At 68.6% G+C, this 11439-nt stretch carries 14 protein-coding genes; 2 read left to right on the top strand and 12 right to left on the bottom strand.

Going from position 1 to position 11439, the window contains the following annotated elements:
* Nucleotides 1–542, bottom strand: a 542-nt coding sequence (locus ACLN58_RS11555) for a septum formation family protein (protein WP_415855405.1), incomplete at its 3' end; no start/stop codon positions are given.
* A 199-nt stretch (nt 543–741) separates the two neighbouring features.
* Here ACLN58_RS11555 and ACLN58_RS11550 point away from each other — a divergent pair.
* Both ACLN58_RS11550 and ACLN58_RS11545 read left to right on the top strand, forming a co-directional pair.
* On the top strand, nt 742–960 hold the full coding sequence (locus ACLN58_RS11550; protein ID WP_415855404.1) for a DUF3073 domain-containing protein: 219 nt from the start codon (nt 742–744) through the stop codon (nt 958–960).
* Between the two features lie 9 nt (nt 961–969).
* A complete protein-coding gene (locus ACLN58_RS11545; protein WP_415855403.1) occupies nt 970–1911 on the top strand; it encodes a Sir2 family NAD-dependent protein deacetylase in 942 nt (313 codons plus the stop codon).
* Here ACLN58_RS11545 and ACLN58_RS11540 read toward each other — a convergent pair.
* The 11 genes from ACLN58_RS11540 to ACLN58_RS11490 all read right to left on the bottom strand — a co-directional run.
* On the bottom strand, nt 1908–2381 hold the full coding sequence (locus ACLN58_RS11540; RefSeq protein WP_415855402.1) for a hypothetical protein: 474 nt from the start codon (nt 2379–2381) through the stop codon (nt 1908–1910). The two genes, ACLN58_RS11545 and ACLN58_RS11540, sit on opposite strands and share 4 nt — an antisense overlap.
* A gap of 89 nt (nt 2382–2470) precedes the next feature.
* Entirely contained in the window at nt 2471–3640 is a 1170-nt protein-coding gene (purM, locus tag ACLN58_RS11535) for a phosphoribosylformylglycinamidine cyclo-ligase (protein WP_415855401.1), read from the bottom strand.
* Nucleotides 3637–5241 carry an amidophosphoribosyltransferase gene (gene purF / locus ACLN58_RS11530; RefSeq protein WP_415855400.1) on the bottom strand — a complete coding sequence of 535 codons (1605 nt, stop codon included), beginning with the start codon at nt 5239–5241 and terminating at the stop codon, nt 3637–3639. Before purF ends, purM begins: the two co-directional genes overlap by 4 nt.
* Nucleotides 5242–5277: 36 nt before the next feature.
* Complete coding sequence (locus tag ACLN58_RS11525) at nt 5278–5622, bottom strand: hypothetical protein (protein WP_415855399.1); 345 nt, start codon at nt 5620–5622, stop codon at nt 5278–5280.
* Nucleotides 5623–5786: 164 nt separating this feature from the next.
* Nucleotides 5787–7289, bottom strand: a complete 1503-nt coding sequence (locus ACLN58_RS11520) for a nucleobase:cation symporter-2 family protein (RefSeq protein ID WP_415855398.1) — start codon at nt 7287–7289, stop codon at nt 5787–5789.
* 164 nt (nt 7290–7453) lie between these two features.
* Nucleotides 7454–8368 (bottom strand): factor-independent urate hydroxylase, encoded by a 915-nt coding sequence (gene pucL, locus ACLN58_RS11515; RefSeq protein WP_415855397.1) that lies wholly within the window; start codon nt 8366–8368, stop codon nt 7454–7456.
* Between the two features lie 3 nt (nt 8369–8371).
* The gene (uraH, locus tag ACLN58_RS11510; protein WP_415855396.1) at nt 8372–8713 is read right to left on the bottom strand and encodes a hydroxyisourate hydrolase; all 342 of its coding nucleotides are present in this window, start codon (nt 8711–8713) and stop codon (nt 8372–8374) included.
* Nucleotides 8710–9225 carry a 2-oxo-4-hydroxy-4-carboxy-5-ureidoimidazoline decarboxylase gene (uraD, locus tag ACLN58_RS11505; RefSeq protein ID WP_415855406.1) on the bottom strand — a complete coding sequence of 172 codons (516 nt, stop codon included), beginning with the start codon at nt 9223–9225 and terminating at the stop codon, nt 8710–8712. Before uraD ends, uraH begins: the two co-directional genes overlap by 4 nt.
* A 198-nt stretch (nt 9226–9423) precedes the next feature.
* Nucleotides 9424–9897: a thioredoxin-dependent thiol peroxidase gene (bcp, locus tag ACLN58_RS11500; RefSeq protein ID WP_415855395.1), complete on the bottom strand. Its 474-nt coding sequence runs from the start codon at nt 9895–9897 to the stop codon at nt 9424–9426.
* A 21-nt stretch (nt 9898–9918) separates the two neighbouring features.
* Nucleotides 9919–11262, bottom strand: coding sequence for an allantoinase AllB (allB, locus tag ACLN58_RS11495; RefSeq protein WP_415855394.1), 1344 nt, complete (start codon nt 11260–11262; stop codon nt 9919–9921).
* Nucleotides 11259–11439, bottom strand: a 181-nt coding sequence (locus tag ACLN58_RS11490; RefSeq protein WP_415855393.1) for a hypothetical protein, incomplete at its 5' end; no start/stop codon positions are given. The genes ACLN58_RS11490 and allB, both read right to left, overlap by 4 nt.

Raw genomic sequence — 11439 nt, 5'->3', positions numbered from 1 at the left:
GTGCTCTCGACGAAGCAGTCCACCCGACGGTCGCCGCCGGTCCACCCTTCCTGGGTGGGGACGACCGTGCGCTGCTTGAGATTGCTCGTATCCTTCGGGAGGTTGAGCTTGGTCTGGCGGCACAGCTCCGCGGCCCGTGTGTCGAGCGACTCCTTGCCGGGGTAGGCATCGGTTGCCGCGTACGTCGCCGTCGCGACGAGCTGGGCAGAGTGCGCGTCGGTGCACGAGACCGCGCGGTTGGTGTCCGCGCTCGCGTCGAAGTCGGGGAAGCAGTCTCCCACCGCGTACTTCGAGGCGGACGTGACTCCCTCGGCGAGAGGCTCGGGGCCGCCGTGTTTCGCCGTCAGCGTAGCCACGAGCGCCCACAGGATGAGAAGGACGACGACGGCGCCCCCGACCGTCGTGATGCGGCCCCACGGCGTGGCGCGGAAGCGGCGCCTCTGATTGATGCGTCGGGGGCGTCCGGGAAGGGGCGGTTGGCGGGGTGCGGCGGCCTGCTGATCCCCCTGGTAGTGGCCTTGGGGACCGTACACGCTCGTCATGCCGTAATGTGCCCTTCCATCGTGCTCTCGGGACTTCCCGGACCGGTGTTCCAGCGCCGTTTCGACCACCCGCGTGAATACGCAGGCGGTCGCGATTACATGTAGTCTAGACCTACGACAAATTGATCAATGACTCCGGGGCCTCGCGAGCCTGCCTTCGCGACTACCTCCGGGACGAGGCAAAAGAGGGGGTCACGCCATGGGGCGCGGCCGTCAAAAGGCTAAGGCAACCAAGCAGGCTCGGGACATCAAGTACTACAGCCCGAACACTGACTATGCGGCACTTCAGCGCGAACTGGGCGCTTCGAACAGCCACCCGCATCATGACGCAGACGACCTCGAGCCGGACTACTCCGACTACGAGGACAAGTATGCGGATCAATTTGACGACGACGAGGAATCCCGGCAAACCGGCTGACGCCCGCTCATGAGCGAGGTCACCGATCGCAGGGACGATCCCTCGGTAGTGCGAGCCCATGCGGCCGCGCTGCGATCGATCGCCCGCGAGGTCGTTGAGACCGTCGAACCACAGGATCCTTCCGAGGCCCGCGCTGGGCTTCTGTCGATGCTGCGCGGCGGGGGAGTCATGGCCTTGACCGGTGCTGGCGTCTCGACCGCGTCCGGGATCCCCGATTACCGCGGTCCGGACGGTTCGTGGCGCAAGCACCGGCCCATGACGTATCAGGAGTTCCGCCACGATCCCGAGGCGCGGCACCGGTACTGGGCGCGGAGCTTCGTGGGGTGGCGGCACATCGACCGGGCGCGGCCCAACCGGGCGCACCGGACGCTCGCGCAGCTTGAGGCGGCGGGCGTGGTTCTCGGGGTCGTGACTCAGAACGTGGATGGACTTCACGCCGCCGCGGGCTCGCGCAACCTCGTCACGCTGCACGGCGACCTCGACAAGGTCGTGTGCCTCAATTGCGGCAACGTCGAGGGGCGGTCCAATCTCGACGAGCGTCTCACGCAAGCCAATCCGGGATACGCCGAGGCCGTGCGCCTCGATCCCGGGACGGTGAACCCCGACGGCGACGTTGAGCTGCCGCAGGCTTGGGTGGACCGCTTCCGCATGGTGGGGTGTCTTGTGTGCGGTTCCGTCGAACTCAAGCCCGACGTCGTGTACTTCGGCGAGAGTGTCCCCGTGGACCGCAAGGAGCGGGCTGCGACGATTCTCGCCGGGGCGAGGAGCCTCCTCGTGCTCGGCTCGTCTCTCGCGGTCATGAGCGGGTTCCGGTTCGTGCTCGACGCAGTCCGGGAAGGCAAGCCCGTGGGGATCGTGAACGCGGGCCCGACGCGCGGCGACAGCCGGGCTCACTGGCGGTGGCGGGCGGACGTCGGCGAGGCCCTCACGGACCTAGCCGGGAGCCTCTAAGTGCCGGCGCCGTCGGCGTTGAGGCGCACGAAGTCGATGTCGAAATCGTGCTCCCAATCGCCCCCGGCTGAACGCTTCTCCCAGGTCCCGCTCATCGTCCGGCGGTCCTCGGCGACCTGAGCTTCGAACCGCTGCGAGAACGCCGGATCATCCCGCCACACCCTCCACACGTCTTCCTCGAGGCTCATGCGGTACACCCGCGATACCCCGCGGGCGTCGGCGTAGAGGACCGTGTACTCGGGCCGGCAATCGTCCCTGCCGATGACCCAGCGCGCGGCAGCTGGCGCATCGGGGTCGATGAACTGCCGCATGACGACGAGCGAGCCCTCCTCAAGCAGCCCGAACTCGGCCCGGCCGACGGCCGTCTGGCCTGGATCGGGGAGGAAGTCCGCGTTGGAGAGCGTCATCTCCCAGACGCCGAGGAAGAACGCGATCTCGTCGAGGGCAGGGTTCCGCGGTGCTTCGGTCATCTCCGGCCTTTCGGGGACGGACGGGACATCTGTACCCGAGACGGCTGGGCGGGGGAGTTTCTGTACCCGAGACGGCTAGGGCGCGGCGGTCAGGCGTAGGCGTTGACGAGGCGGACAGCCCCGCCGTCGACGCCCTTCGCACCCTGAACGTAGTCCGGATCGCCCGCGGAGGCGGCGGAAGCACCGGCGTCGTCCGTTCCCACGGTGCCCATGGCCCAGGCCTGCACGCCGCGCTCGGCGAGGCGCGAGAGGGCCGCGTCGGCGGCGCTGGGCGCGACGATCGCGACCATGCCGACGCCGAGGTTGAGCGTCCGCTCGAGGTCGGCCTGCGGGACGCCGCCGAGCTCGGCGACGAGCTTGAAGACGGCGGGGAGCTCCCACGTTGACCGGTCGACGGTCGCGAGCAGGCCCTTCGGCAGGACGCGCGCGAGGTTCGCCGCGAGGCCGCCGCCCGTCACGTGGCTAAATCCGCGCAGCGCGAGATCTGCACCGCCCGCCTCGCCGTTGAGCGTCCGCACGAGGTCGAGGCAGTCGGCCGCGTAGACCCGCGTGGGCTCGAGGAGCTCCTCGCCGAGGGTCCGGCCGAGCTCCGAGACCTGACGGTCGAGCGCCCAACCCGCGTGGTTGATGACGCGGCGCACGAGCGAGTAGCCGTTCGAGTGGATGCCCGAGGACGCCATCGCGAGCACGACGTCGCCCGAGCGAACGCGCTCGGGGCCGAGCAGTGCGTCGGCCTCGACGACGCCGGTGGCCGCGCCCGCGACGTCGTACTCGTTCTCGCCGAGGAGGCCGGGATGCTCGGCCGTCTCGCCGCCCACGAGCGCCGTGCCCGCCTGCGCACACCCGGCCGCGATGCCGCGCACGATGTCCGCGATCCGCTCCGGCACGACCTTCCCGCACGCGATGTAGTCCGTCATGTACAGCGGCTCGGCGCCCACCACGACGATGTCGTCCACGACCATGCCCACAAGGTCGAAGCCGATCGTGTCGTGCACGTCCATGGCCTGCGCGATCGCGACCTTCGTGCCCACGCCATCCGTCGACGTCGCGAGCAGCGGGCGGCGGTACGTGAGCAGGCGGCTCACGTCGAACAGCCCCGCGAAACCGCCGACGCCGCCCAACACCGAGGCGTTGTGCGTCGCCTTGACGGCGTCCTTCATGAGTTCGACGGCGCGGTCCCCGGCTTCGACGTCGACGCCAGCGGCGGCATAGGTGATGCCGGCGGGCTGAGCGGTGGGCGGCTGGGAGGGGGAGTTCATACAGTGGCCTCGCGGTCTTCCGGGGTCAGCAGGGATTCGAGTTCGGAGCCGGGGCCGGGATCGCAGCCTGCGGCGCCGGGGCGAACGCCGGGATCCTCGTCATCGTTCGGCTCGGTCCGCGGGCCGTCCCCCGACGCCCCGTCCCGCTCGAGGAGGTTCTTGCCGAGCTTGTCCGCGCTCGGCAGCGCGATCGGGTACTTGCCCGTGAAGCACGCCGTGCAGAGCCGCTCGCGGGGCTGCTGCGTCGCGGTGATCATGCCCTCCTCGGAGATGTACCCGAGCGAGTCTGCGCCGATGGCCTGGGTGATCTCCTCGACGGTCGCGCCGTTCGCGATGAGCTCGGCGCGCGACGCGAAGTCGATGCCGTAGAAGCACGGCCACTTGACGGGTGGCGAGGAGATCTTGATGTGGACCTCCTTCGCGCCGGCTTCCCGCAGCATGCGCACGATCGCGCGCTGCGTGTTGCCGCGCACGATCGAATCGTCCACGACCACCACGCGCTTGCCCCGGATCACGGACTCGAGCGCGTTGAGCTTGAGCCGGATGCCGAGCTGGCGGAGCGTCTGCGAGGGCTGGATGAACGTGCGGCCCACGTACGAGTTCTTCACGAAGCCGTGCGCGAACGGGATGCCCGACTCTTCGGCGTAGCCGACGGCCGCCGGCGTGCCGGACTCGGGCACGGGGATCACGATGTCCGCCTCGTGGCTGTTCTCGCGGGCCAGCTGGCGGCCCATCTCGACGCGGGATTCGTAGACCGAGCGGCCCGCGATGCTCGCGTCGGGACGCGCGAGGTAGACGTACTCGAAGACGCAGCCGGCCGGCGTCGCCTCGCCGAAGCGGTGCGTGCGCACACCCTTCTCATCGATCGCGATGAACTCGCCCGGCTCGATCTCGCGGATGAAGCTCGCGCCGACGGTCGCGAGAGCGGACTGCTCGGACGCCACCACCCAGCCGCGCTCGAGGCGGCCGAGGCACAGGGGGCGGATGCCGTACGTGTCGCGCGCGGCGTAGAGCGTGCCCTCGTCCATGAACACGAAGCAGAAGCCGCCCCGGATCTTGGGGAGGAGCTCCATCGCGGTCTCCTCGAGGGTGTGGCCCCGCTCGCCCGCGAGCAGGGCCGTCACGAGCGCCGTGTCCGACGTGTTGCCCTGCTTCATCTCGCCGGTCAGGTGCCCGCCGGTGAGCTCCTCGATCATGTCGCGGAGCTCGGCCGTATTCGTGAGGTTGCCGTTGTGGGCGAGGGCCACCGTGCCGTTCGTGGTCGCGCCGAGCGTCGGCTGGGCGTTGGCCCAGTGGCTCGCGCCCGTGGTCGAGTAGCGGCAGTGGCCCACGGCGATGTGGCCCGTGAGCGTGTTGAGCGTGGACTCGTCGAAGACCTGGGAGACCAGGCCCATGTCCTTGTACACGCTGATGCGCGTGCCGTCGCTCGCCGCGATTCCCGCGGATTCTTGGCCGCGGTGCTGCAGGGCGTACAGGCCGTAGTAGGTCAGCTTGGCGACTTCTTCGCCGGGCGCCCATACGCCAAAGACGCCACAGGCGTCCTTGGGGCCTTTGTCGACTGGATCTAGGTCAAGTGAGAGGAGTCCGTCACCGCGTACCACTGGTCAATTGTCTCATGGCCGCGGGGCCCGACCGGATCACTGCCCCTCGGGCTCGCCTTTGCCGCCGTCGCCCGCTTCGGGGGCCTCGGGAGCCGCCTCCTCATCGGGGAGTTCCTCGACGTAGGCCCTGCGCGAGCGCGCCACGCTGATGCGGTCCAGGACGAGGACGACGACACCGCCCAGCAGCACGCCGGCGGCCGCGAACAGCACGAGGAAATAGCCGAAGACAGACTCGCGCGTGTACCCGTCCGGGACCGTTCCCAGGTACCCGACCGCGAGCGCCACGACGGCCCCGACCAAGCCGCCCGCAACCAGGAACGGGACGTACTTGGGGGCGCGACGAACCGTGATCTCGCGCGTGGGACGGGGCTTAGAAGGCATATTTCAAGGGTACTCACTTCTCACGGACCCGCCCGCCGGCACCCACCCACCCGAACGCAGCTTGGCTGAACGCAGCCGGCCCCGCCTTCCCGAAAAGAAGGCGGGGCCAGCGGACGACGGCGCGGGCTGCTCGGGGCGGGCGCGCCGAGGGGCAGCGCGAGGGCTCAGTGCCCGTGGGCGCCGCTCGCGGTGTCGACGGGCACCTCCTGGCCGTCCCTGTCCAAGATCTTGCCGTTCTCGCAGCGATCGCCCTCCTCGAGGGCATCGAGGACCACGACCGGGATCATGCGCGTCGGCGCGGCCGCGAAGACGGAGGGGTTCTCCTTCGGATTGCCCCGCTTGAACACGTTGAACAGCACGTTGAGCAGCACGGCCATGAGGGCGGCCGAGCTGATGCCGGAGTCGAAGATGACCTGGAACCATGTGGGGAACTTGGAGTAGAAGCTCCCGTTGACCACCGGGATGAGGCCGAACGCGATCGACGTCGCCACGATGATGAGGTTCATGTTGCCCTTGTAGTCGACCTTCGCGAGCGTCCGGATGCCGGACGCAGCGACGGTGCCGAAAAGGACGATCCCGGCGCCGCCGAGCACGGGCATCGGGACCGCGGCCACGACCCTGCCGAGCACGGGGAGCAGGCCGAGCAGCACGAGGACTACGCCGCCGGCCGCGACCGCGAACCGGCTCTTGATTCCCGTCACGGCCACGAGGCCGACGTTCTGCGCGAACGCGCTCTGCGTGAACGAGTTGAACACGGGCGAGACGGCGGAGGAGAGCATGTCCGCGCGGAGGCCATTCGCGATCCGTTTGGAATCGATCTTCGCGCCGGCCACCTCGCCCACGGCGAGGATGTCAGCGGTCGTCTCCGTGAGGATCACGAGGATCACGATAACCATCGAGATGATCGCGGCGGGCTGGAACGTCGGCAGGCCGAAGTGGAACGGCTCGGGGAACGCGACGATCGGCCCGTTGCCCACCTGCGAGAAGTCCGCCTTGCCGAGGAAGACCGCGATGACGGTCGTGATGACGATGGCCAGAAGAATAGACAGGCGCGAGACCATGCCGCTTCCGAGCTTGCTCAAGGCCATGATGATCACGAGCGTGAGCGCCGTGAGGCCGATGTTCGACGGATCGCCGTAGCCGGGGGCCTTCGCGTTGCCGCCGAGCGCCCAGTTCGCCGCGACGGGCACAAGCGAGAGGCCGATCGTTGTGATGACGACGCCGGTCACGACCGGCGGGAAGAAGTGGACGATCTGCGCGAAGAACGGCGCGATGACGAGGCCGATGAGCGAGGCGACGATCACGGCGCCGAACACGGCCTGGATGCCGCCACCGCCGCTCACGATCGCGAGCATCGTCGCGACCGACGCGAAGGAGACGCCCTGGACGAGCGGGAGGCGTGAGCCGAAGAACTTGATGCCTAGCGTCTGCAGCATCGTCGCGAGGCCGCCGATGAACAGGCAGGACGTGATGAGCAGCGCGATGTCCTGGGCCTTGAGGCCAGCGGCCGCGCCGACGATGAGCGGCGGGGCGATGATGCCGCCGTACATCGTCAGGACGTGCTGGAAGCCGTACGCGAACGCCGTGGCGATCGGGAGCTTTTCGTTCTCGGGGCTCTGGACCTCAGGGCTCGGAGCGGGTGGGGTGGATGCGGTCTTTCGGGACATAGCGGACCTCCTCGTCAGCTTTGGTTTCCGAGTGCGCAACTTGGGTGTGGGTGGGTGAGGGTGGGTGGGTGGGCTCAAAGAAAGGGGGGACGACGGCGGCCAGGGAGTGCCGCCGTCGTCCGTCTGTGGGTGGGTGGGTGGGTGGGGTCGGTTAGGAAGGGCGCTCAGCAGAAGCCGGCGATGCCGTCCCACGCGTTTCCGGCGTCCGAGATCGTCTCGCGCTGGAAGTTCGCCTCGATGAGGCCGTACGGGCGGTCGGCCGCGTAGAAGACCTCGCCGGGGTTGTCGAGCCCGAACGGCGTCAGGTCGACGAGGAAGTGGTGGTTGTTCGGGGTCGAGAAGCGGATCTCGTCGATCTCGGGGTGCGCGTCGAGGACCTTCTGGGCCATCTGGAAGAGCGTCTGCTGGAGCGCGTAGGAGTACTCCTCGGAGAAGCCCTCGAGCAAGAGCGCCTTGACGTCGTCGTACGCCTTGTTGAAGTCGACGGTGCCGTTCGCGATCGCCTCGTTGTTGTAGCGCCAGCGGGCGGAGACGTCGGTCGCGAGGATGCGGTCGGTGGTCTCTGCGAGGGTCGTGAAGCGGTCCTTGGGGTAGCCCACGAAGCCCGACTCGGTGGACTTGAGGACCGTGAGGTCGTTCAGGCCCGAGATGACGTAGACGTTGTCGCCGTCCTTCGTCACGACCGCGTTGCGGACCTCCTGGCCCTTGCGGACAAACGAGTGGTCGTGGCCCTCGCCGTGCGCGACGATGCGCTCCCACGCGAACTGCTCGGCCTCCCAGCGGCCGCCGGTAACCCACTCGAACTCGGACGTGAAGTGGTTCGCGAGCCGGATGAGGAACTGCTCGGGGGAGCCGATCCCGTCCCGGGCGAAGCCGTAGACCGTGTTCTTCTGGGTGTCGGTCGGGACCACGTGGGCGTTGTCGCCGTCGAAGTGGGCCGCCGCGAAGTCGCCGCGGAGCTGCGACGTGACGTTGAGGTCCTCGATCTCGTGGCGCGCGGTGTCGCGGGTGATCTTGACGACGCGGACCTCGGCCTTGCCGTACTGGTTCTTGCCCAGAACGATCTTGCTCTCAGACATGGGTTAACTCCCTCGGTAAGTTGAGAAGGCGAATGGACTCAGCAGGAGCGGGACGTGGTAGTGCGCCTCGTTCTCGTTGACCGTGAAGGCCAGAGAAACCTCCGGGAAGAAGGTCTCCTGCCCGATGCCGGCGAAGTAGGCTCCGGTCGCGAACTGGAGGCGGTATTCGCCGCTGGCCAGTCGCTCCGGGCCGAGGTCTTTCACCCGCCCGTCGGCATCGGTAGTGCCCGTTCCAATCTGGAACCATGCCTCGCCGTCGCGGGCGTAGAGTTCGACGGCGACACCTGCGGCCGGCTTGCCGGTCGCGGTATCCAGAATGTGGGTGGTCACATGGGAGACGCTCATGCGTTCATGCTCCTCTCGAGTCGCAGCACCGCGATCTCGCGGAGCTGTTCGGCGACGATTGCGTCCTCCTGCTCGGGCGTGTGGCCCAGGCGTTCCTGGAGGGCGGAGAGCATCTCCTCGGCCGAGCGTCCGGCGGCGCGGATCAGGAAGACCCGGCCGAATTTCTCCTCGTAGGCCCGATTGCCTTCGGCGAGCGCCGTGATCGTGGCGTCGTCGCGGGGGTCGACCCCGGACTGCTCGCTGCGGGACATCGAGGCCTCGGTGGACTTGCCCGCCGCGTTCTCGCCGATGCGGGGGTGGTGCGCGAGCGCACCCTCGAGCTCGTCGGCGGTGAAGGGCTTCGCTGCGCCGCGGGCAGCGTCGAAGAGGGCGTCGAGGCTCGCGAAGGGGCGGCCAGCGGTGATCTCTTCGATCCAGCGGGGGACGTCGAGGCACGGCTTCAAAAGCTCTCGTGCCTGATCGGCGGGGGCGGCGTTGAACTGTTCAAGCAACATGGCTTGTCGGGTCCTCAACTGCTCAATGCTGGCATCCACGGTGACGGCTATACGGAACGTCGGTTTCTTGGGTTCCGCATCGTGGAACTGTTATTTCAGCATGTGTAAATAGTGTGGCCGGGGCCACTGTGATTGTCAACACCCTAGTGTGTGACGGGGCGAAAAGGGGGCCCCGGACGCACGGTCCGGGGCCCTGGAGACGGGGCGAGGTGCGGCTCAGACGCCGAGGCGGTCCCGCAGCGCGGCAACGTGGCCGTCGGCCTGGACGGAGTAGTCGATCGACTCGATCGAGCCGTCAGGGGCGATCACCGCGGTCGAACGCAGGATGCCCTCGACCACCTCGCCCTTCACGATCTTCTCGCCCCACGCGCCCCACGCCTTGGCGACGGCGGCGCCGTCGTCCGCGAGGAGCGGGAAGGTGAGGCCGAAGTCATCGGCGAACGAGGCGATGTCCTCGACCGGGTCGGGCGAGATCCCGACGACGCTCACGCCTGCGGCGTTGAGCGAGTCGAGGCTGTCGCGGAAGTCGCACGCCTCGGTCGTGCAGCCGGGCGTGGCGGCCTTCGGGTAGAAGTACACGACGACGCGGCGCCCCCGGTAATTGGAGAGCGAGACGTCCTTCCCGGACGCGTCGGGAAGCGTGAAATCGGGGGCTAGCTGCCCGGAAGCGAGCTTCGTGGTGGTTGTCATGGTTCCTCCTCCAGCAAAGGGTCAGGCCGTGCCGCGGCGGATCAGGCGGCCCCTGGGCTCGCTGAAGTCCACCTCGGTGCCGCGCACGAAGGTGCGGCGCACCACCCCGGACAGGGTCTTCCCCTGATACGGCGTGATGTGGTTCTTGTGGTAGAGCTTGTCCGCGTCGACGACGAATGCCTGGTCGGCTGCGAAGATCGCGAGGTCTGCATCGTACCCGGGCGCGAGCGTGCCCTTGCGCTGGAGCCGGGCGAGCTCGGCGGGCTTGCGGCCCATCCACTCGACTACGCGCTCGAGCGGGATGCCCCGATGGCGCGCCTCAGTCCAGATGATCGGAAGGCCCAGCTGGAGCGACGCGACCCCACCCCACGCGACCCCGAAGTCGCCGTTTTCGAGGTCCTTGAGGTCCAGAGTGCTGGGGGAGTGGTCGGTGACGATGCAGTCGATCACGCCGTCCTCGAGGCCCTTCCACAAGAGCTCGCGGTTGGCCGCCTCGCGGATCGGCGGGCAGCACTTGAACGCCGTGGCGCCGTTCGGGATCTCCTCCGCGAGCAGCGTGAGGTAGTGGGGGCACGTCTCCACGGTGAGTTTGACGCCGTCGCGCTTGGCGGTGGCGATCATGGCGAGGGCGTCCGACGACGAGAGGTGCAGGATGTGCGCCCGCGCACCCGTCCAGCGGGCCCGCTCGATGACCTCGGCAATGGCGACGTTCTCCGCCCCGCGGGGCCGCGAGTGCAGGAAGCTCTCGTAGATATCGCCCTCGGGGTTCGGCGCGCGATCGATCGCGCGCGAATCCTCCGCGTGCACAATCATGAGCCCGTCGAACGAGGCGATCTCGGCGAGGTCCTTCTCGAGCTCGTCGACCTCAAGGTGGGGGAACTCGTCCACGCCGGAGTGCAGCAGGAAGCACTTGAAGCCGAACACGCCCTCGTCGTGGAGCGCGCGGAGATCGCCCGTGTTCCCGGGGATCGCACCGCCCCAGAAGCCCACGTCCACGAACGACTGCGTCTCCGCGGCCGTGCGCTTGAGCCGGAGCGCGTCGACGTTGACGGTCGGCGGGATGCTGTTGAGCGGCATGTCGATGATCGTGGTCACGCCCCCGGCGGCGGCGGCCCGCGTCGCGGACGCGAAGCCCTCCCACTCGGTGCGGCCGGGCTCGTTCACGTGGACGTGGGTGTCCACGAGGCCGGGGATGAGCGTCTCGTCGTCCGCGAGCTCGATGATCTCGCGGCCGGCCAGGCCGTTCCCGAGCGGCTCGAGCGCGACGATGCGCCCGTCCACGATGCCTACCTCCCGCGGCGCGATCCCCGCGGTGGTGAGGACGCGCTGTCCGCGGATGACCAGATCGAATCCGGCGTCAGTCATCGCACAGACTCCTTCCTGCTGTCAGTGTCAACGTTAGTGAGGCCCTCCGACGTTCCCGCAAGGCCCCGGGCCGTCAGCTGCTTCCCGATGAGCCGCCCCGCGTCGCGGACCAGGCGCCGCGCGTCACGGAGGCACACCTCGAGGTCGGGTTCGAGGTCGGTGAGCGCGTGCACGGCG

Origin of the sequence: Sinomonas sp. G460-2 (assembly GCF_047759905.1) — a bacterium.
GTDB lineage: Bacteria > Actinomycetota > Actinomycetes > Actinomycetales > Micrococcaceae > Sinomonas.
Note: the sequence above shows the minus strand (reverse complement) of the source record. Positions and strands in the feature narration are given on the sequence as shown.